Genomic DNA, 22,319 nt, shown 5'->3' on the forward strand with positions numbered 1-22,319 from the left:
AAACATTTTTCGCAATGTCGATCCCAATTGTTGTACGCTTCATGATGACTCCTCCTTTTCGTTGAACGCTGGGTACATGGTGATCCAGCTTGGCACACTCGATGCCGTCCTTAAAGGGGGAGTCCATACCATTATCCTGAGAGAATCGAAGGATCTGTTTCCAACCCGACTGACAAATACCTGTCGCCATCACGTTCTTATCAAGGAAATCTCAATTGGGCGCCGGGAACCTACACCAACAGCAGGCCGACGGCTCTGGCTTTGTGGGCAGAAGCGGACTGCCACCACTTATCAAACCCCTTTGGTCCGCCAAACGGAAAGCCCGCCCGAACTTCTTTATAGATAGGATACCGATGTCCCCCCGCTTGATGCACCGGCACGGCACGTTCGATCAGATTCAGAAACCATTCCCCCTGGCCTCGCTTCAGCCTCACTTCTTCATCTGTTGTTCGATTCGGCAAAATAATTTTGTATTGTTCGCCATTTCCCCGATCAACATCCGGCTGCCCGCCGATCCAAACGAATTTCCGCTCTAACCTGGAATGATCTTCCCGCTCTTCGCTCTCCAAGACCTGCTTGACCCAGGAGCGTTTAACTTTTGGTTTCGGGACCCGCTCCGGAAACCATTCACGGACATCACGGGTCAATTCCAGCCCTTCCTTGTAATGCCATAGAGCCGCTCGCAGACCCTCTCCGATCCATTCCGGCATTGATGCCAGGTCATCCACATGAACCAAATCATTTTCTGCAAACCCTCCGAATGCCGGACCGACAAGTTGAATGCCGTAGGCTTGGGGATTCAAACCAATGGGACTATGGGCGGTGGTGGTAAACCGATGCCAGAAGGCCGATTGAATGAGATCATGCGCAAACAATTGGCGTACCCGTTCGAGGCTTTCAATGGTTTCCCCGATCGTCTCACTGGGAAGCCCGTACATGAGATAGGCATGCACCAGAATCTCCGCGTTCCGGCAGGCCTGAACCACCCGAACCGTCTGATCGACGGTGATACCTTTTTTAACCAAAGCCAGCAGACGATCACACGCCGCTTCCAAACCGGCGCTCAAGGCAATGCAGCCGGAGGCGGCGAGCAGACGGCAGAGGTCGGGCGTAAACGCCGGTTCAAACCGGACGTTTCCCCACCAGGAAATGGTAACCTCCCGTTCGAGCAGAGATAGCGCAAGATTTTTTAATCCCGCCGGGGGAGCGGCCTCATCCACGAAGTGAAACCCGCAACATCCGGTTTCGGCGATCAGGGCTTCGATCCGATCCACCAACACTTCGCCCGGTGAGACTTCATACCGGCCGATGTAATCCAGCCCTACATCGCAGAACGTACATTGCTTCCAGTAACACCCGTGCGCCACCGTTAATTTATTCCAATGTCCATCGGACCAGAGCCGATGCATGGGATTCAACGTATCCAACACGGAAATATACTGATTGAGAGGTAATCCATCGTACGTTGGGGTTCCCACTTCGACCTGCGAAACATCCGGCTCGCCGGCTCCGTCCTGCCAGACGACAGTTTGCCCTGAACGAAGAAACGTCCGGCACAGATCCGGCCCTCTCCGCTTTCCTTCCAGGTATTCCAACAGACAGAGAAAGGGCCGCTCCCCATCGTCAAGGGTCACGAAATCAACGACTTCAAACAGTCGAGGGTCCCGTATCCGGCGCAACTCCGTATTGGGATACCCTCCCCCAAGCACGACTTTGATCTCCGGCCTTCTGCCCCGCAATTGTTGACCCATGCGAAGAGCGCCATACAGATTGCCGGGAAACGGCACCGAAAACCCGACGACAGCGGGTTGATGCCGGTCCACATGCCGCCAGAGCGCGTCTATCATCCACTCGTCAGTGAGACTCATGGTTTGGGCCAGGGCTTCCTCAAGACGATCATAGGAACTCGCCTGCATGGCAATGGATTCGGCATAGCGACTCAACGCAAAGTGGGGCGTAATGGTGGCCTGAACCAGGTCGGCAAGATCTTCAAGATACAAGGTTGCCAGATGCTTAGCCTGGTCGGCTTGATTGTATGCACGATGTCTCCCATCTTGATTTTCTGAACTCTTTAAGGAAAAGCGTGGACCTTGGGGAAGGAAGGTGCCCTGACAAATGCGCGAAGCCAAGGTGGGATTTCGACCCTGCAAAAAGCTAATCACCGGATCAATCGTCTCGACATACGCCCGCTCCAGACTCAGCATTTGCCGCGCCTCACCAGGCAGTTCGTCAAGGGACGTCTTCCGGAGTTCGGTAAAGACCCGGCTCAGGCCACCACGGGAGAATAGGGCCAACACCATTTCAATGCCCACATCAGCCTGATGCGTGCGATACCCTTGGGACCGCAAGAACCCCGTCAAATAGGCCGTGGACGGATATGGCGTATTGAGTTGAGTCAGAGGAGGGATCACCAACAGGACAGATAAATCAGGCATGGTATGGTGAGATTCTGGGGGAACAACACGAATACCAATGATTCGCTCTTCGCTTCATTATGAGAGTGGCAAGGCCTTGTCAAGGAAACAGAGAAAGCTTACCCCAGTTCGACCTGGACTACAACTCAGAGCAGAAGAGAATATTGGGAGTTTTCAAGGTAGATTCAACCCAAAAACGGCAGTTGGCCATCTCGGAACCCTTCGACTGCCGCAGAAGCTGCGACGCTCAGGGCGAACGGACTCTCACCCAACGGGTGACCACTTCGGCACCCCGTTCGTGCTGAGGCTCTCGAAGCATGAACAGGCTAGAGGCGCTGTAACTGCCGTGTTTAGGTGCAAGGTCCTCCCCGCAAGGGAAACCGCTTTTATCCGGTTTGAGATTGGGTTTGGGATTGAGAAAGGGTGGAATAACCACTCGTGCGGAAAAAGGCCAACGCGATTAGGTTGGAAAGCTGGTCAAAATGCTCAAGCACCTGGGTCAGAAAATGCGATAGGCCTGTAGAATAGACCTCTTGCAGACTACCGAATTCCAGATCCGCCGCCAAGGCCCCACTTAATCTGATCGCCTGACGGGTTTCAGCCCTTCGACTACTTCCCGCCAACCGTTCCACGACTTTACTGATTTGCGCCGTCGTATACCGGACCGATCGAGGGAATTTATCATGAAAAAGGAGAAATTCAACGATTCGTTTCGGCACCAACTGTGTGGAATAAAATTTCCGATAGGCCTCGAAGGCACTGGCCGACTTCAATGCGGCTAAACACTGATGGTATTCGGAAATTCTCCTGGGTTCCGTCGTAGGATCACTGAGGACAGGAATATCAATGAGTCGAGCGGTCCGTCCACCCCGTTCAATATTCAGTCCCAACCGGTAAAAATTCCATCCCTCATCGTGAACCATCGTGCTGCCGACAACCCCGTCCAACGTGTAGCAGGTATTCCGCACATATCTGAGCAAATCGTGGGTATCCGACCACAGATCAAATTCGGTCTTTCCCTTGAGGCTGAGATAAAAATCATTCATAAAATGCCAGACTTCACTGGATAACTGATCTTGGATCCCGCGGGCGCTGTTTCTGGCGGCCGCAATGAGATTCGTCAGCGAATTCGGATTGTCCCGGCAAAGCGTAACAAATTCCATAACCGGTCTGGTCTGAACTTCCCCAAAAATTTTGGTAAAGGCTTCCAGCTCACCGGTGTCTTCCAAATATCGTGTCCAAATATTGGCCTGGTCTTCCTGGGTCGCAATCTCCGTCAGCAAATGAAAATGCACATCCACGAACCTGGCCGTATATTCGGCCCGCTCCACAGAGCGCCCGATCCAGAAAAACGATTCTGCGGTCCGGCTTAACATGGTTCATTCATCTCCATAGAGCACCCATGTATCCTTGCTTCCCCCGCCCTGCGAAGAATTCACGACCAGGGAGCCTTCCTTCAACGCGACACGGGTCAGTCCTCCCAACGACAAGGAAATCTCTTCCCCCCAGAGCACAAAGGGCCGAAGATCGACATGCCTCCCGACCAATCGCATATTCTCTTCTCCATCCACGACACACGGATGATGCGAAAGAGTCACCACCGGCTGGGCAATGTAACTTCGCGGATCCGTCTCTATTTTCTTCCGAAATTCCTCCTGCTCGGCCTTGGTCGAACTGGGTCCCATCAACATCCCGTATCCGCCTGATTCCGCCACGGCTTTCACAACCAATGATCCCAGATGTTCCAATACGTACTTCCGATCTTCAGGATTTCCGCACAAATACGTGGGGACATTTTGCAGAATGGGTTTCTCACTTAAATAGTAGTCGATCATTTTCGGCACAAAGGTATAGACCGCCTTGTCGTCCGCGATCCCGTTCCCGATGCCATTGGCCAGGCCCACATTCCCTGCTCGATAGGCCCGGACCAGGCCGGGAACGCCTAACACGGAATCCTTGCGAAACACTTCAGGATCGAGGAAGGCATCATCCACCCGGCGATAAATCACATCCACCTGTTGTAGACCTTGGGTGGTCTTCATATAGACCTTATCATCGGATTCCACCACCAGATCCCGGCCTTCCACCATTTGAATCCCCATTTGTAAGGATAAAAAGCAATGTTCAAAGTAGGCGGAGTTAAACACACCGGGAGTCAAAAGGACGACGGTCGGGTTTTCCTTACTGAGGGGAGCCAGCCACTTGAGATTCTCCAGGAGTTGCGTCGGATATTGATCGACAGGCCGGACTTGCATGTCGGCAAACAGATTGGGAAACAGTTGCTTCATGACCAGTCGGTTTTCCAGAACGTACGACACGCCTGATGGTGTCCGGAGATTATCCTCCAGGACATAGTATTGGCCTTCATGGTTCCGGACCAAATCAACTCCCGATACATGAATGAACACCTCTTTGGGAGGACAAAAACCCACTAAATCTTTCTGGAAATGCACGGAACTTTCTATGAGCTCACGAGGCACCACGTGATCGTTCAAAATCCGTTGCTCGCTATATAAGTCCACTAAAAACATATTCAGGGCCATGACGCGCTGGCGGATTCCCTCCTCAATAACTCGCCATTCGAGATCCGGGATAATTCGTGGCATCAGATCAAAAGGAAAAATCTTCTCCGTTTGCTGGAGATCGCCATAGACGGTAAACGTAATCCCCTGTCGCAAAAACGCCTGATCGGCCTGACGCCGTTTCAACTCCAGATCCTTCGAAGAGAAATTCCGTAGCCGTTCGACGAGACGCCGGTAATGACGGCGTGGAACCCCGGTCGACTCGAACATTTCATCGAATCCCGGTTTCATTTGATAGCGGTCAAATAACGATTTCACAACCCTATCCTTTGATCAGTGGCCTCTGGGCAATAAGACGATCTCACCGAAAATTACGGTGTAAAGTGTAGCATAGGCGACCGACACAATAGCAATTTCAACAAGAGAACACGAACCATACAAACCTTGTCCTGACGCGGTGATTGGATCATTGGGGGAATAGTTCAGGTGAAAGAGAATGGTGCAAAGAACGAAGGAGAGTGCTAAGATCCTTTGACACGTTATGTGAAGGTGGTCATTTCATTTTTCCGCTTTTCTTTCACCAAAACAGGTATTCCCTGGGCTATTGATTTTTCATGGCACTCCACGTCGCACTCAATCACCAAACGCATTATCACTACGATCGCCGCGTTCAGATGGGACCTCACGTCATCCGGTTGCGACCGGCTCCCCATAGCCGGACTCCAATTCTAAGTTACGCACTCAAGATTGAGCCCAGCGGTTATTTCCTGAACTGGCAACAGGATCCTCACGGTAACTATCTGGCACGGATTATTTATCCTGAAAAGGTTCAAGAATTTCATGTGGAAGTCGACCTGGTGGCCGACATGGTCATCTATAATCCATTTGATTTTTTTCTGGAGCCGGACGCCGAGACACTCCCCTTCAACTATGATCCCCTGGTCAAAGAGGACCTGCTGCCGTATTTGGCCAAAGAAACGCCAGGCCCGCGACTGCAAGAATGGCTGCGACAGTTCACCGCGCCACACGATGATCCGACCGTACCCTTTTTAATGAGTCTCAATCAGCAACTGAAGTCTCAAATCGACTATGTCGTCCGCATGGAACCCGGTGTGCAAACTCCTGATGAAACATTGGAACTGGGACGTGGATCGTGCCGGGACACCGGTTGGCTCCTCGTACAGATCCTTCGCCACCTGGGCATTGCCAGTCGTTTCGTCTCCGGCTATTTGATTCAGCTTGTCGCCGACGTGAAATCGTTGGACGGTCCGTCTGGTACCGATCGGGATTTTACAGACCTTCACGCCTGGGTAGAGGCCTATCTGCCGGGGGCCGGATGGGTGGGATTGGATGCCACGTCCGGCCTGTTGGCTGGAGAAGGTCACATCCCGCTGGCCTGCACACCTCACCCTCTGACCGCTACGCCAATTAGTGGAGCGATGGAGGTTTGTGAAACGACGTTTTCTCATGAAATGTCGGTCACCCGTATTGTGGAATCGCCACGGGTGACCAAGCCCTACACAGAAGAACAATGGCAGGCGATCGATCATTTTGGACAACGACTGGATCAGGAATTGGCAATCAACGATGTCCGGCTCACGATCGGAGGAGAACCCACCTTTATCTCCATTGATCATCCCGATGCGCCTGAATGGAATACGGAGGCTGTCGGTGAGACGAAACGACCATTGGCGGCGAATCTCATCAAACGCTTACGGGACCGTTTCGCCCCTGGCGGACTTCTGCACTTTGGCCAAGGTAAATGGTACCCCGGCGAACCGTTGCCACGCTGGGCCTTTAGCCTCTATTGGCGGCAGGATGGAAAACCGATCTGGCAGGAAGACCAACTCTTTGCCAAAGAAAATCAGGACTCAAACATTTCCGCCGATGATGCCAACCACTTCATTCAAGGAATCGCCAAACGGGTAGAAGTCGGCACCAAAACCATTCAACCCGTCTATGAAGATCCCTGGCATTTCATCGGTCAGGAACGAAAGCTGCCGGAAAATCTCGAACCGGCCACCAATAATCTCGACGACCCCATGGCTCGTGCCCGGCTTGCTAAGGTATATGAACGGGGTCTGGGCAAACCGGCTGGCTATGTCCTGCCCTTGCAACGCTGGAATGCCAAGGACGGACCTCGTCGCTGGGTCACTGCGGCATGGACCACACGCAGTCAGCACTTGTTTTTGGTACCGGGTGACTCGCCAATCGGCTTTCGATTGCCTCTCCCGTCATTACCGGTTATTGATCCCAAAGAGTATCCCTATATCATCCCGACTGACCCCTTCGACATCCGAGGGCCCTTACCCGATCCGATTCAGGAATCCTCTCTTCAGGAACGCCGGTTAAAAAAACTACGAGGAGAAGAAGGGCAACATGAACCGGCTCAAGTAATCATGGGACAGCAAAGCGGGATCGGCACAGGAGGTGTGGTTCGCGCATCTCTCACGGTGGAACCTCGCAACGGGCACCTCTGCGTATTCATGCCGCCCCTGGAATCAGCTGAAGATTATCTTGATCTGGTCGCCGTCGTTAAGGACACCGCTGCGGAATTAAACCAGCCAATTCACCTGGAAGGCTACACGCCCCCCTATGACCCTCGCATCAACGTTTTGAAAATCACTCCTGATCCTGGAGTGCTCGAGGTGAATATCCACCCCGCGAAAAATTGGGCGGACATGGTCGCGATTACCACGGCCATCTATGAAGAAGCGAGGCTCTGCCGATTAGGCACGGAAAAGTTCATGTTGGATGGACGACACACGGGAACCGGGGGAGGCAATCATGTAGTCATGGGAGGCAACACTCCTGCTGACAGTCCTTTTCTGCGTCGGCCTGATCTCCTGCGCAGCATGATCGCTTACTGGCAACGGCATCCTTCTCTCTCCTATGTCTTTTCCGGTCTCTTCATAGGCCCCACCAGTCAGGCTCCCCGCATCGATGAGGCCCGTCATGATTCCTTGTACGAACTGGAACTGGGATTTGCCCAAGTCCCCGCTCCCAACGTCGGGGCACCACCACGGCCATGGTTGGTCGATCGGATCTTTCGAAATCTGCTCATTGATGTCACGGGGAATACGCATCGCACGGAAATTTGTATCGACAAACTCTATTCCCCGGATGGCCCGACCGGTCGACTCGGACTGGTAGAATTCCGGGCCTTCGAAATGCCGCCCCACGAACGCATGAGTCTGGCTCAACAGGTTCTGCTCCTGACCCTCGTTGCGAATTTCTGGAAAACACCGGACCAGGGAAACCTCGTTCGATGGGGGACCCAACTTCATGATCGTTTTATGCTCCCCCACTTTCTCTCTCAGGATCTCCATGAAGTCATCCAGGAAATGAATCGCTCCGGTTACGAACTGCAAGACGACTGGTTCGCACCTCATCTGGAGTTCCGTTTTCCCCTCTTTGGCTCAATCAACTATGGCAGTCTGGTGATGGAAGTTCGACAGGCTCTGGAACCCTGGCATGTCATGGGAGAGCAAGGAGCACCTGGTGGCACCGTCCGATATGTGGATTCCTCGGTCGAACGCCTACAGATCAAACTGTCCGGCTTAACTGAAAACCGTTATGTTATTGCCTGCAATGGCAAACGCGTGCCCATGATCCCAACCGGACGACAAGGAGAGGCGGTCGGCGGCGTGCGATATCGAGCCTGGCAACCTCCCAACTGTTTACATCCAAAGATCGGAATTGACGCCCCACTGACTTTTGACATTTACGATCAATGGGCCGGGCGGGCGGTTGCCGGGTGTACCTATCATGTGGCCCACCCGGGCGGACGAAACTTTGAACATTTCCCCGTCAACGCCTATGAAGCCGAAAGCCGCCGGTTGGCCAGGTTTCATTCCTTTGGTCATACCGCGGGACCCTATCCCGAACCACCAGATACCTCCCGGCCTGAATTTCCTTGTACGCTGGACCTTCGATGGCCTGCCTAATCACATACAGTGGACAGTGTATCCAGGAAACGGTAAGGTAATTTTGATTTTCCCTTGACGAGAAACACCCTGATCAATTTCATGGCGGCCTTCCCTTTTCCCGAACCACCGGACTCCCTTTCCCAACCCACCACGATGTACCCGCCTCAACAGGATACCTTTGATGAACTCGTGGCTTCTGACGGGTCTGTTCGTCCGCATTGGCAAAATCTGTTGAAACAATTCGGGAGCCTGGACGCTACCCAACGCCGTCTGGCCCACGAAACCGCCGCACGAATGCTGAAAGACGACGGCATGACCTATCTTGCCGGTCAGAGTGAACGACAACGGGACAGACCCTGGCAGCTTGACTTATTCCCACTGTTAATCAGCCAGGAGGAATGGCAACATCTTGAAGCAGGTTTAATTCAACGAGCCCGTCTCCTCAACCATATTTTGAACGATTTGTATGGCCCGCAACAATTGCTGAAAAACGGAACCTTACCCCCTGCTGTCGTGTTCGGGAATCCACAGTTTTTGCAGCCCTGCCATGGTGTCCCGGTGGCAGGAGGCACCTATTTACATTTTCTGGCATTCGATGTGGCGAGAGCGCCAGATGGGAAATGGTGGGTCTTGCGTGATCGTACCGAAGCACCCACCGGTGCCGGATTCGCTCTCGAAAATCGCATTATTGTCTCACGGTCCTTACCCAACCTGTTTGCCCGAACTCAGGTCCAACGACTTTCCTCTTTTTTCCAGACCTTCAGCGAGAGTTTTCTCCAGTTTTCCCAACGTGAAGATCCCCTGGCGGTCGTGCTCTCGCCGGGCCCGGAAAATATGGCCTATTTTGAGCATGCCTATCTGGCTCGGTATCTGGGTTACCCGATCGTCGAAGGGTCGGACATGACCGTACGCGATGAACGGCTGTTCCTGAAAACGGTCGATGGTCTGAAGCCCGTTGATCTGGTCTTACGCCGGATTTATTCGGACCTGTGCGACCCTCTCGAATTGATGACCGAATCCACAACGGGTATCCCAGGGTTACTCCAAGCCATTCGAGCCGGACACGTCACATTAGCCAATGCGCTCGGCAGTGGATTGATCGAAAGCGAAGTCCTCTTAAGCTTTCTGCCGACATTATCCAAATTCTTTTTTGGTGAAGGACTTAAAATCCCCAGTGTCGCCACCTGGTGGTGTGGACAGGCCAACGAGCGCGCCTATGTGCTCGATAATATGAACCGATTATTAATTCGTCGTGTATTGACACCCAAGCGTGGCCTTACGCACGACCGTCTCTCCTCCTTCGGACCTGACTTGACCGAGGAAGACCGTGGAGCCCTGGCCCAAGCCATTGCCCGGCGTGGGCATGAATACGTGGGACGGGAAATCGTTTCCCCCTCCACGACTCCCTTTTGGACATCTCAGGATGAGCTCAAACCGGTCCCAATGACTGTCCGCATCTATCTGACAGCCACGAAGGACGGCTATACCGTCATGCCGGGTGGACTCGCTCGCGTGTCGGTTCGATCAGATCCCCGTGGGCACTGGCATGAACCCGGTGATTTCAGTAAAGACACCTGGGTGAAGTCGAACGGTCCTCTTGATATCCCGGTAGCCGTCACGCTTTCCCATCATACGCTTCAGCTTCGACGGGGAGGACGGGATCTACCCAGCCGAACCGCTGACAATCTCTTCTGGCTGGGACGTTACACCGAACGCGCCGAAGGCGCGATCCGTTTATTACGAAGCCTGGTCTCACGCATGAGCGGAGAGGCGGGAATCGGAGATGATCCTGAGACCCTGCATCGCTTGGTTTCACTACTCGTGATGCAAAAACATTTATCGCCCCGACGCGCTAAACGGGCCGTGGAAGGCGGAGCCAGCGCGGTGGAGGCAGAACTTCGAACGATTTTATTTGACCCGGATTCGCCGGACGGCTTGGCAACCATTCTCCAGAATGTGCGGCGCACCGCAGAACTGGTTCGTCACCGGTTGTCCCTCGACACCTGGAACATTCTCATGGAACTCACCAGTGTGCCAAAGGAATGGGCACAGACAAAAGGACAAAGCATCGATGATGCGATTCGACTGTTGAGCCGGATGATTCAACATCTGGCAGCGCTCAACGGCATGGTCATGGAAAATATGACCCGCAGCTATGCCTGGCGTTTTCTGGAAATGGGACGACGCCTGGAACGCGTGAGACACTTATCCAAACTCATGCATCATTTAGCATCACGGGGAACACCGGAGACAACCGGTGCCCTCAATCTGCTTCTGGAATTAGCCGACGCCTCCATTACCTACCGAACCCGATACAAGGCTGAAGCCAAACTCGCTGCAGTCTTGGATTTGCTTTTGGCCGACGATACCAACCCCCGTTCAATTATTTTCCAGTTATTGACGATTGAGGCACACATCAACGCGTTGCCCCGGGAGGAAGCCTCTGCTTCCCTCAACCCGGCACAGCGGATCACCACACGCGGGTGCACGGATATTCGATTGGCCGACATGATGGAACTTGCTCACTTCACGACGAAAACCGGCGTGCGAATCAAGCTTGAACGACTACTTAAACAACTTGACCAACATGTGCATCAACTCTCCGATGTGGTAGCTCATACCTTTTTCAGTCATTCGTTGGCCCAACGGATTTCAGGGCCTCAATGGCTTGAGGGCATTCCATGATATATCAGGTGACACACCGGACCACCTTCGCCTACACCCAGCCGGTTGCCATTTCTCATCATGTCTTACGTCTTACTCCCCGGTCCCATCCCCGACAACATTGCCTCCGATCAGCCATGAGGTTGGAGCCCACGCCATCGGTCCGTTCAGAAGGCGAGGATTATTTTGGCAATCCCATGACTCACCTGACCATTCAAACCCCCCATCCCCAATTGATCGTCGAAGCCAAAACCGTCGTGGAGGTCCTCAAACCGGAGCCGATACCATTGGATCAAAGTCCGCCTTGGGAACAGGTCATTCAACAACTCCAAAGTCCCTTGGATCCGCCGAATCTGGAAGCCCAACAATTTATGTATGATTCCCCATACATCAGCATTGACGATGCCACGTATGATTTTGTTCGTGAATCTTTTCCATCCGGGCGTCCGCTTCTGGCCGGTGTGATGGAATTAACCAGTCGAATTTTTGAGGAATTCACGTACGAAGGAGGCGTGACCGAGGTCTCCACCCCGGTTCATGAGGTCCTCACCTCACGGAAGGGCGTTTGCCAGGACTTTGCCCATTTGGAAATTGCCGCACTCCGCAGCCTGGGTTTGCCCGCACGTTATATTAGTGGATACCTTCTGACGCATCCACCTGAAGGACAGGAAAAACTGGTGGGTGCCGATGCCTCACATGCCTGGATAGCTGCATGGAGTCCCGGTCTTGGCTGGGTGGACTTTGATCCCACCAACAATATCATTCCCAGCGATGAACACATCACCTTGGCCTGGGGAAGAGACTATGGGGATGTCAGTCCGATTAATGGCTTCATGGTTGGCGGCGGACAGCATACGCTCGCCGTATCCGTGGACGTCAGCCCCGCTTCACATCCTTCACTCGTGTAATCCCAATTCTGCAACAATAAGAATTTCATTTTTCATTCGAGAAACCCTGTCCCCGTTCCTGTCAGTATTCCCACTCCCATTCCCTCGGGACAAAAAAGATACCTTACGCACTTGCCTATGATGAGACAAGCCCCTCTCATTCTATTGTAACGAGAGCGTCATCCCATTTATGCTGTCTGACATCAGGCTCCTTGTCGGGTACTGACTCCCGGCGTCTGCAAGGCCAATTAAGAACCTCAGAGGAAGTCCGGCATGCTTGCTGCCGGAAAATTTCCCCACCATGGTCGGATTATTTGAAATCCTTCGGTCCCCTTGTGTTAGAGACCGAATCCAACGGTCTGGTCCAGGTTGCGGACACAGCAATCAGGTCTTTGGTTGGAAGTGGAAAAAATCCTGACTTAGCAACCACTTGTTGGCCTTCCAGACTCACCGCGAATGTAACGATTTCGGTGAGGAGAGGAGCGTGTTTCACACCCGGGGGGTCATTCACATAAAGATATAACACTCGATGAAGTGGATAGGATCCATTGGTTGCAGTTTGAAATGTCGGTTCGACAAATGGATCGCCATCAACGGCTGCCACCTGTAAGGGTTTAACGGAATTGGTGCGATAGCCGATTCCACTATAGCCGACAGCATAAAGATCATTCATGACGGCATGAACAACGGACGCGGCACCAGGTTGAACAACGCTCGTCTCTTTGTCTTTCCCCTCCAACAAGACCAATTCCCTGAAAAATTGTCCGGTCCCTGATTTCGTATCCCGAATGTGAGAAACAATGGATGCGTTTCCCCATTCCCCGGAAAGGCCCAGCTGCCCCCATGTGTCGATGGACTCCGGAGCCCCACGGCGTCTGTCCGAGGAGAACAACGCATCCAATTGTTGTAACGTAATGCGGTCGAGTGGGTTATCCTTATGAACAAAGATAGCAAACGCATCGACAGCAACGGGTACCGAGGTGGGTTCGTAGCCTACCTGTTTGGTGAATTTCTCGATTTCTTGATTCGTCATCGGACGCGACATGGCCGCTATCTTCGTCTTCCCTCTCATTAACGATTCAACGCCCGTGTTGGACCCGTCCGTCTTCAGACTGATCTCTAAATCTGGATGAATTTTCTCCAGCTTGTCCTTCCATGTTTCCAAAATCGTTTTCATGGTATTGGAACCGTCGATTTCGACTTTTCCCGACACACGGCTTTGTGGAGAATATTGGGGAACCTGTTGGTCCACACTGGGAAACAAGTCGTCTGCTGCCGTGGCAAAAGAACTCAGCACTATGAATATCAATCCGAACAACATCGCCCCCTTAAGGAATTTGCTTCTCTTCAATCTCATATTCGCTCCTTGTTGAATGATTGACCGGTCTGATAGGCCATGTTGCCGTCCGAATTCATTTGACATGAGGAAGAGCGTCATTCGTCTCGCCCTTCCATATCATCCCTCCAGGACAAATTTTACCCATGGCTTATGTCAGCCCAATGTCACGCATGTTACAAATAAGTTAATTTTTGTCCTGGAACCCATATTGTTCACAACGAGAGAAGTTTACGAGCCGGTCCACTCAGGTCATTCAGAATACATTCGGGCCGGGAACAAGATCTGCCAGACCTGCCGTGCCAATTGATCTTGACTCATAACGACCGTTTATATTAAATACTGTTCATATGAATATATATTCATTTACTTAGGCTTTCCATTCACTATTTTCCCGCGCAATGAAAATCAAAAATACTTATCCCTCCTGTGCAAGCAGGCTCAAGGTGCTATCAGATCCAACGCGCTTGGCGGTTCTTGAATCCCTCATGTCCGGACAAAAAAATGTCGGGGAATTAATGGAACAATTGGAAGTGGAACAAAGTTTATTATCCCATCATTTAAGCGTGTTGCGGGATAACAGCCTGGTAGAAGCCACACGGGAGGGAAAAACCATGGTCTACAAACTGCCGGAAAACGTTGCCGATTCTACGAATGGTAAAGCCATCAACCTTGGATGCTGCAAAATCTCTTTTGATTAAAATCGTCCTGTGTTTTCTTGAAAAAACCAATGTTGAAAAACTTTTGTAGTGCCGTCTTCCTTCTTGCAACCATAAGCGTCATCGCACTCTGCACGATTTGGTCGTTAGATGTCTCGCTTGCGCAGGCTGATGGACACAAGCTGGTCATCACCGGATCCAGTACCATGGCTCCCCTGGTCGCGGAAATCGGCAAACAATTTGAAACACGTCATCCGGGTGTCCGGGTCGATGTCCAAACGGGAGGTTCTTCCCGCGGCATTGCTGACGTCATCAATGGAGTCGCTGACATTGGCATGACATCTCGTGCTCTGAAATCTCAAGAACTCCATCTGCATGGATCGGTCATTGCCCAAGATGGCATTACCATCATCCTGCATCGATCAAATCCTGTTCAGGAATTAACCGATGACCAAATCAGGGCTATGTATACCGGGGGAATCACCCATTGGAACCAGGTTGGCGGACCTGAGGCACCCATTACCGTCGTGAATAAAGCAGAAGGGCGTTCCACCTTGGAATTATTTCTGGACTATTTCCAAATCTCCAATCGCGACATTCACGCTCATGTGGTCATCGGAGACAATGAACAAGGCATTAAAACCGTGGCCGGCAACCCCCATGCGATTGGATATGTCTCTATTGGAACGGCACAATATGATGCCACACACGGCATTCCGATCCGATTATTACCGTTGCAACACATTCCCGCCACGATTGAAACGGTCCGGGAAGGCAGGTTTCCCCTCTCGCGTCCCCTGATACTTGTAACAAAGTTTCTTCCTACAGGACTCATTAAAACCTTTATTGATTTCGCGCGGTCCTCTCAGGCCAATGATCTCATCCTCAAACAATATTTCGTCCCGCTCCACGGGTGATTTCCTGCTGTCGTGGAGTGTGCGCCTCCTCGCGTTGATGGCTGGTGGACTCTTGCTACTGGTCGTATCATTTCTCATTCATGAATCCTGGCCGGCACTGCAGAATATTGGGCTTGCGCGTTTTTTCCACGACCCCGATTGGTACCCTATTGATGAATCGTATCGGCTGACGGCTATGATTTGGGGAACCCTCTCAGCGACCACCGGGGCGATCCTCCTCTCAGCCCCGCTTGGCATTCTGTCAGCCATTTTTTGTCATTTTTATGCTCCCCCTCTACTAAGCCGCTGGTACCGGCGCATGGTCGAACTTCTGGCAGGAATTCCTTCAGTCGTTTTCGGCTTCTGGGGTCTCGTGGTTCTGGTTCCCATCATCGGCCGCTGGCATCCTCCCGGAACGAGTCTGCTGGCCGGCATCCTTATCCTGACGCTCATGATCATACCCACCATCATGTTAGTGGCTCACGCAAGCATTGCCCATATTCCCATCGCCTATATTCATAGTGCCTCAGCCTTGGGATTCAGTCGAGGGTCATTAATTTGGCATGTGGTTCTTCCCACAACAAAAGTTGGACTCTTCACCGGTATCCTGTTGGGATTGGCACGAGCGTTGGGAGAAACCATGGCCGTGCTGATGGTCTGCGGAAACGTGGTCCAAACCCCGTCCCATCTGTTTGATCCGATCAGAACCCTGACAGCAAACATTGCCCTGGAAATGTCCTATGCGTTGGCCGATCACCGGGCCGCATTGTTCGTCAGTGGTCTCTTCCTCATGGGACTCGTCGTCCTGATTGTCAGCCTGGCAGAAGGCTTGCGACATCGGAAAATCTATGTTCCGGCAAAGTAGATACTTACAAGAATATGCCATGACCGCGATTATATATATGGCGGCCACCCTGGTCGCCGTACCATTTTTCTGCTTGATTGGTGATTTACTCTGGAACGGGTTGAACCATCTGTCATTCAACTTCGTGTTCTCTGCTCCACAGAACGCAGGGCGGGAAGGCGGAATCGGCCCCATTCTCATATCCACGCTGTTGATCCTCGGAGTGTGCATGGGAGTGGCCTTACCTCTGGGATTGGGGACCGCACTGTTTCTTTCCGAATACACCCGTCATGATCATGTCCTGGGCCGACTGATCCGCGGCTCACTGGATGTGCTGGCAGGCGTGCCGTCCATTGTCTTCGGACTGTTTGGCAACGCCCTATTCTGCCAAATCCTTGGATTGGGATTTTCCATTCTGTCTGGAGGGCTGACATTGGCCTGTATGGTGTTACCGATTTTGATTCGGACGGTGGAAGAAAGTTTTCGCGCCATTTCCAATGAACAACGATTATCCGCAGCGGCCCTTGGCCTTTCAAAGCCGACCACTATTCGAACCATTCTCCTCCCTGCTGCCATGCCCGGCCTTTTCGTGGGAGTCATCCTCGGACTCGGACGAGCCATTGCAGAAACCGCAGCCTTGATTTTTACCAGTGGATACGTGGATCGCATGCCGGAATCGTTGATGGACTCAGGACGATCTCTTGCTGTGCACATTTACGATCTGGCCATGAATGTGGCCGGGGGCAACCCCCATGCCTATGCCACCGGTCTCATTTTGGTGGGTCTCTTGTTCATCATTAATCTTTCTTCTTCCCGGATTGCCGCACGATGGATGTCATTCAATCAACTCCCCGCATAATTCCTGATCCCGAGGAACGGTCAGGGTTCAGAGCATGGCTCCCCTACCCATCCACGGAACCCTGCTGTGACCCTATCCCCCATATTCACGCGAAAAATCTTTCTATCGCCTATCAGGGTCATCAGGTCCTTCAGAATGTCACTCTTGAAATCCATCGGGGATGCATTACGGCGTTAGTGGGGCCGTCAGGTTGCGGGAAAACCAGTTTTCTCACGAGCCTCAATCGCTTAACGGATTTGATACCAGGATGCCAGGTTTCGGGGAACCTGCACATACAGGAACTGGATGTCCTCGCCCCGACGACCGATGTCCTTCAATTGCGCCGTACCGTGGGAATGATTTTTCAAAAACCCACCGTCTTCCCATTTTCGATCCGCAAAAATCTTGAACTCCCTCTCCGTGAACACGGAACATGTGATCGCACACTCTTGGCCTCCGCCATGGCAAAAGTCCTCCAGCAAGTTGGTCTCTGGGATGAAGTCAAAGACCGGCTCGACCATCCCGCTCAAGCCTTGTCAGGAGGACAACAACAGAGACTCTGCCTGGCAAGAGCACTTGTGTTGGCGCCGGATGTCATTCTACTTGATGAGCCCTGCAGTGCCCTGGATCCCTTGTCCAGCGGAATCGTTGAAGATCTGATCGTCGCCTTGCGAGGTCATGTTACCGTCATTATTGTCACTCACAACTTGGCCCAGGCTCGTCGCATTGCCGACCACATCGCATTTTTTTGGTCATGTGACGGGATTGGCACACTCATCGAATACGACACCGCCCAAGCCATATTTGAGACTCCCGCACATGAACTCACCGCAGCCTATATTTCCGGTGCCAGAGGATAAATTTCTTGTGCCACACCTGCTAATATTGTAATTTCTCACTTCAACTTCGATCTCCTGCCGTCACGACTCATTGGAGAACATAGGAATGAAACACCTGTTTATGGCATTGGTATGTTACGGGCTTCTAGCCCAAACCCAAGCCTGGGCCGTGGACCCTCTCTATGAAGACAGTCTGGAGAATGTGTTACTGGAAAAAGGAATCATTACCAAGGAAGATTGGGTCCGCATTCAGGCCGAGCAGGAAAAAAGAGAGCAAGAACTCAATACCCGTATGGATCAAGAGTTTCCGGTTACGGTGGGATACGGAAGAAGAGGGTTTGAATTTTCAACCAAGGATGGTCAATTTGCCACCCAGATTCAATGGCGGTTTCAAGGACGTTGGTCCTATCCCACGGATTCAGATCCTATCTCTGCTGCAGACTTTAATGAAGACCCACAGAGTACCTTTCAACTTCGACGGGTTCGGATGAAAGTCGGCGGGCATGGCTTTCAACCCTGGATTAGATATTATTTCGAAATAAATTGGCAGTCCACTTCGGAATCCGGCAGTTCCAATGCAAGTCCCCAATTGCTCGATTGGCGGATCTCGCTCGAAAAATTTTCGTTCCTTTCCCTGCAAGTGGGGCAATGGAAAGTCGATTATAACCGGGAACGGAGAGACTCGTCCGGCAATCAGCAGTTCGTGGAACGATCCATCGTCAATGAGATCTTTACCATCGACCGACAGGTCGGAGCCATGCTGTATGGCCATGTAGCGCCCGGGACGGCCTTTGACTCCCGCTATTATGCCGGCGTCTTTACCGGATCCGGCCGGGGAGAATCCAACGACGACGCCAACATGATGTATTTCGGACGGTACCAATGGAATTTCCTTGGACGCGACCTAAAATGGTCACAAAGTGACGTGGAATTTCATGAGCTACCCACAGGAAGCGTGGCCTTCGGAGCCTACACCACGATTGGCAAATGCACCCGATGGTCATCGAGCGGATGCGGCACGTTGCCAGAAGACAATTCCGCCGGTGTGCCCTATACGTCCGATTCTGCTGCAACAGCCGGACAATACCGGGTGCAAGGCATGGTGGAGGAATTTGCCTTCAAATGGCGGGGGCTCTCCATTCAACATGAATACCATTGGAAGGAGGTCAAGGATGACAGCTATCCGGAAGGTGCGCCAGGCTATAAGACCAACATGATGGGAAGTTATTCGCAGGTCGGGTATTTCCCCCACTATCTCATTCCGGCGGTGCCCAAACCATTGGAAGTGGCCTTCCGCTATGCCTTCGTCGATCCCAACATCTCCGCTCCCAATGACCGGCGACAGGAATACACCACCGCCATCAATTGGTTTTTTGCCGGGCATCGAAACAAGATCACCGTCGATGGGTCCTGGCTTACACTTTCCCAGCCGGCAGGTCAGAACCAACATGAGCAGCGGGTCCGCCTGCAATGGGACGTCTCGTTTTAAATATTTTGTTCATCTCTCTCCCTTCCATTTTCTCGCTTTCACACTTTCTCTATCTTCTTACTTTCTCTGCCACACCCATTCCTTCTCAAACACACTCATCCAAGTTGATGCCACTCAATAGACCGGCAAATTGATCCCCTCCTTTTTACCTCTCCTTGACCTCAACTTAACGCTTTCGTAACAACCTCGGGGTACTCTCCCTTCCAGAATGAATCTAATTTTCCACTCGATTACAAACCGTAGGAGCTTACTTTTTAAGGGGAGGTCGTTTGCATGAAAGTTTTTTGGTTGTTCACGACAATGGCGTGCCTAAGCTTGTTCCTTCAGCCGAATGTCCAGGCCAGTGACGCCCTGATCGATGTGTTGCGCGAAAAAGAGGTGCTCACGAAAGAAGATTGGATCAAGATTGAGGCGGCAGAAGAGAAAAAAGCTGTGGAGCAGCAAAAGGCGTTTGACGATAAATTTCCTGTTGATGTCGGTTGGGGCAGTAAGGGGTTTGAATTTAAAACAAAGGATGGCAAATTTGCCACTCAGCTCCAATGGAGGTTCCAGGGCCGCTTTACGTATCCCACTAACGGAGATCCGATATCTGCCGCAGATTTTAATGAGGGTCCACAGAGTACACTGGAACTTCGCCGGGTTCGAATGAAAATCGGCGGGCATGGCTATCAACCCTGGATCAAGTACTATTTCGAGTTGGACTTGCAATCCACTTCCAATGCCGGTGGATCACCAGGATCGACCAGATTAATCGACTGGCGGATTAGCTTAGAGAAGTTCAAATTCCTCTCACTCCAACTCGGGCAATGGAAAGTCGACTATAACCGGGAACGAAGAGACTCGTCGGGCAACCAGCAGTTCGTGGAACGATCAATCGTCAATGAGATCTTTACCATCGACCGACAGGTCGGAGCCATGCTGTACGGTCATTTGGCACCTGGGACGGCCTTTGACTCCCGGTATTATGCCGGCGTCTTTACCGGCTCCGGCCGGGGAGAAGCCAACGACGACGCCAACATGATGTATTTCGGACGGTACCAATGGAATTTCCTTGGCCGCGATTTAAAATGGTCACAAAGTGACGTGGAATTTCATGAGCAACCCACGGGAAGCGTGGCCTTCGGGGCCTATACCACGATCGGCAAATGTACCCGGTGGTCCTCAAGCGGATGCGGCACGTTGCCCGAGGACAATTCGGCCGGCGTGCCCTACACCTCTGATTCCAACGCGAAAGCCGGGCAATACCGGGTTCAGGGCATGGTGGAGGAATTCGCGTTCAAATGGCGGGGGCTGTCCATTCAACATGAATACCATTGGAAAGAGGTCAAGGACAACAGCTATGCAGAGGGGGCGCCTGGCCATAAGACCAACATGATGGGAAGTTATTCGCAGGTCGGGTATTTCCCCCATGGTCTCATTCCGGCGGTGCCCAAACCGTTGGAAGTGGCCTTCCGCTATGCCTTCGTCGACCCCAACATCTCCGCGCCCAATGATCGACGGCAGGAATATACCACGGCCATCAACTGGTTCTTCGCAGGACATAAAAACAAGATCACACTCGATGGGTCCTGGCTTACACTGGCCCAACCCGCTGGTCAGAATCAACATGAACAACGGGTCCGTCTACAATGGGACGTCTCGTTCTAATTTCATCGGGACGCAAAGGCACTCCTCCTCGCGTCCCACAAACAGGCCTCTGTCGGTTCTCATCCGGGAGAGGCCTGTTCTTCCCTTGTATCAATCGATGAAATGGAAGACTCGCATAATCTCCTACGACCAGTCCGCGTTCCAAAAGAAACCACCTCTTTATGAAGGACATGTCTTTCTTCAGCAAGAATTAACCTGGTGGTAACGTGAATGTCATGGACTTGTCATCTTTTCCTGAGATGGTCGTGCTGCAAATCTTTCAAGAAAAAATTTTATATCGTTCCAAACAAATTTTTCACACTAATGCTTAGGGAGGGTTCACATGAAAATTCCAGTCCACTTTGCCATGACGGTCATCGCGCTGTCCATTACCGCATCGGTTTCCACGGTGTCAGCCCGCGACCTGGTCAAAATAGACGGATCCAGCACCGTCTTTCCAATTACGGAAGCGATGGCTGAGGAATTTCAAAAGGCCGAACGAGGGAAAACAATGGTGACCGTTGGCATTTCCGGCACGGGCGGCGGCTTTAAAAAATTCTGTCGGGGCGAAACGGATATCGCCGACGCTTCCCGTCCAATTAAGGAGTCGGAAATTACACTGTGCCGGGATAACAAAATTGCCTATATCGAGTTACCAATCGCCCTGGACGCGTTGACGGTCGTGGTGAATCCCAAAAACGACTGGGTGAATCATTTGACCGTGGAGGAGTTGAAAAAGGCATGGGAACCTGAGGCTCAGGGCAAAGTGGAGAATTGGAATCAAATTCGCAGCAGCTTTCCCGACCGACCTTTGAAACTGTTCGGTGCCGGAACCGATTCCGGCACGTACGATTATTTTGTCGAGGCTATCGTTGATGGAAAAAGTTCCCGGGGAGATTTTACCGCCAGTGAGGACGACAACGTCCTGGTTCAAGGGGTCACGAATGACATCAATGCCATGGGATTTTTCGGCTTGGCGTATTACGAGGAAAACAAGGGAAAACTCAAAGCCGTGCCGATTTCATGGAAAGGCGGGAAACCCGTGGGGCCATCGGTGGATAATGCCAAAAATGCCACGTATCAACCTCTATCGCGGCCCATTTTTGTGTATGTGAATAAAGATGCGGTGAACCAAAAACCGCATGTCAAACGATTCATTGAGTTTTATTTGAACAACGAGAATGCCCAAATCCTCGTGAGGGAAGTCGGATACGTGCCGTTGCCCGCAAAAGCCTACACGATGGCTTTGGACAAATTCACGAAAGGTCTTACCGGTACGGTTTTCCATGGAGCTGAGGTCGGCGTAGGAATCGAAGATTTGCTGGCCAGGGTTCCTCAGTAAGGTAAATCTGAACAATTGGGACGGCCTTCTCCAG

The 22,319-nt window shown here is 52.0% G+C and carries 16 protein-coding genes; 11 read left to right on the forward strand and 5 right to left on the reverse strand.

What is annotated here, in order from left to right; genetic code table 11:
- From ACTRXD_RS13875 to ACTRXD_RS13890, 4 genes are all read right to left on the reverse strand, one after another.
- Nucleotides 1–190 (reverse strand): hypothetical protein (locus ACTRXD_RS13875; protein WP_442432391.1); only part of this gene is annotated, 190 nt, incomplete at its 3' end.
- A 40-nt stretch (nt 191–230) separates the two neighbouring features.
- Nucleotides 231–2,435, reverse strand: a complete 2,205-nt coding sequence (locus ACTRXD_RS13880; RefSeq protein ID WP_442432392.1) for a B12-binding domain-containing radical SAM protein — start codon at nt 2,433–2,435, stop codon at nt 231–233.
- 365 nt (nt 2,436–2,800) lie between these two features.
- Nucleotides 2,801–3,790, reverse strand: coding sequence for an alpha-E domain-containing protein (locus ACTRXD_RS13885; RefSeq protein ID WP_442432393.1), 990 nt, complete (start codon nt 3,788–3,790; stop codon nt 2,801–2,803).
- A gap of 3 nt (nt 3,791–3,793) precedes the next feature.
- The gene (locus ACTRXD_RS13890) at nt 3,794–5,254 is read right to left on the reverse strand and encodes a circularly permuted type 2 ATP-grasp protein (RefSeq protein ID WP_442432394.1); all 1,461 of its coding nucleotides are present in this window, start codon (nt 5,252–5,254) and stop codon (nt 3,794–3,796) included.
- 296 nt (nt 5,255–5,550) lie between these two features.
- On the opposite strand from ACTRXD_RS13890, the gene ACTRXD_RS13895 reads away from it, so the two are divergent.
- From ACTRXD_RS13895 to ACTRXD_RS13905, 3 genes are read left to right on the forward strand one after another with little or no spacing between them, the layout of a single operon-like run.
- On the forward strand, nt 5,551–8,883 hold the full coding sequence (locus ACTRXD_RS13895) for a transglutaminase family protein (protein WP_442432395.1): 3,333 nt from the start codon (nt 5,551–5,553) through the stop codon (nt 8,881–8,883).
- A 54-nt stretch (nt 8,884–8,937) separates the two neighbouring features.
- The gene (locus ACTRXD_RS13900) at nt 8,938–11,550 is read left to right on the forward strand and encodes a circularly permuted type 2 ATP-grasp protein (RefSeq protein ID WP_442432396.1); all 2,613 of its coding nucleotides are present in this window, start codon (nt 8,938–8,940) and stop codon (nt 11,548–11,550) included.
- Nucleotides 11,547–12,437: a transglutaminase family protein gene (locus ACTRXD_RS13905; RefSeq protein ID WP_442432397.1), complete on the forward strand. Its 891-nt coding sequence runs from the start codon at nt 11,547–11,549 to the stop codon at nt 12,435–12,437. The genes ACTRXD_RS13900 and ACTRXD_RS13905 overlap by 4 nt, the downstream gene beginning before the upstream one ends.
- 289 nt (nt 12,438–12,726) lie before the next feature.
- Here the strand turns inward: ACTRXD_RS13905 and ACTRXD_RS13910 are convergent, their stop codons facing one another.
- On the reverse strand, nt 12,727–13,773 hold the full coding sequence (locus ACTRXD_RS13910; protein WP_442432398.1) for a PstS family phosphate ABC transporter substrate-binding protein: 1,047 nt from the start codon (nt 13,771–13,773) through the stop codon (nt 12,727–12,729).
- Between the two features lie 425 nt (nt 13,774–14,198).
- On the opposite strand from ACTRXD_RS13910, the gene ACTRXD_RS13915 reads away from it, so the two are divergent.
- From ACTRXD_RS13915 to ACTRXD_RS13950, 8 genes are all read left to right on the forward strand, one after another.
- The gene (locus ACTRXD_RS13915) at nt 14,199–14,453 is read left to right on the forward strand and encodes an ArsR/SmtB family transcription factor (RefSeq protein WP_442432399.1); all 255 of its coding nucleotides are present in this window, start codon (nt 14,199–14,201) and stop codon (nt 14,451–14,453) included.
- A gap of 29 nt (nt 14,454–14,482) precedes the next feature.
- Complete coding sequence (locus tag ACTRXD_RS13920; RefSeq protein ID WP_442432400.1) at nt 14,483–15,328, forward strand: phosphate ABC transporter substrate-binding protein; 846 nt, start codon at nt 14,483–14,485, stop codon at nt 15,326–15,328.
- Nucleotides 15,329–15,347: 19 nt separating this feature from the next.
- Nucleotides 15,348–16,172: a phosphate ABC transporter permease subunit PstC gene (pstC, locus tag ACTRXD_RS13925; RefSeq protein WP_442432401.1), complete on the forward strand. Its 825-nt coding sequence runs from the start codon at nt 15,348–15,350 to the stop codon at nt 16,170–16,172.
- Between the two features lie 19 nt (nt 16,173–16,191).
- Nucleotides 16,192–17,010 (forward strand): phosphate ABC transporter permease PstA, encoded by an 819-nt coding sequence (pstA, locus tag ACTRXD_RS13930; protein ID WP_442432402.1) that lies wholly within the window; start codon nt 16,192–16,194, stop codon nt 17,008–17,010.
- Nucleotides 16,980–17,849 carry a phosphate ABC transporter ATP-binding protein gene (locus ACTRXD_RS13935; protein ID WP_442432403.1) on the forward strand — a complete coding sequence of 290 codons (870 nt, stop codon included), beginning with the start codon at nt 16,980–16,982 and terminating at the stop codon, nt 17,847–17,849. Before pstA ends, ACTRXD_RS13935 begins: the two co-directional genes overlap by 31 nt.
- Before the next feature lie 85 nt (nt 17,850–17,934).
- On the forward strand, nt 17,935–19,317 hold the full coding sequence (locus ACTRXD_RS13940) for a porin (protein ID WP_442432404.1): 1,383 nt from the start codon (nt 17,935–17,937) through the stop codon (nt 19,315–19,317).
- 273 nt (nt 19,318–19,590) lie between these two features.
- Entirely contained in the window at nt 19,591–20,964 is a 1,374-nt protein-coding gene (locus tag ACTRXD_RS13945) for a porin (protein ID WP_442432405.1), read from the forward strand.
- Between the two features lie 322 nt (nt 20,965–21,286).
- Nucleotides 21,287–22,285 (forward strand): PstS family phosphate ABC transporter substrate-binding protein, encoded by a 999-nt coding sequence (locus tag ACTRXD_RS13950; protein ID WP_442432406.1) that lies wholly within the window; start codon nt 21,287–21,289, stop codon nt 22,283–22,285.
- Nucleotides 22,286–22,319: the final 34 nt, after the last annotated feature.

Origin of the sequence: Nitrospira sp. T9, assembly GCF_052156535.1 — a bacterium.
Lineage (GTDB): Bacteria > Nitrospirota > Nitrospiria > Nitrospirales > UBA8639 > Nitrospira_E.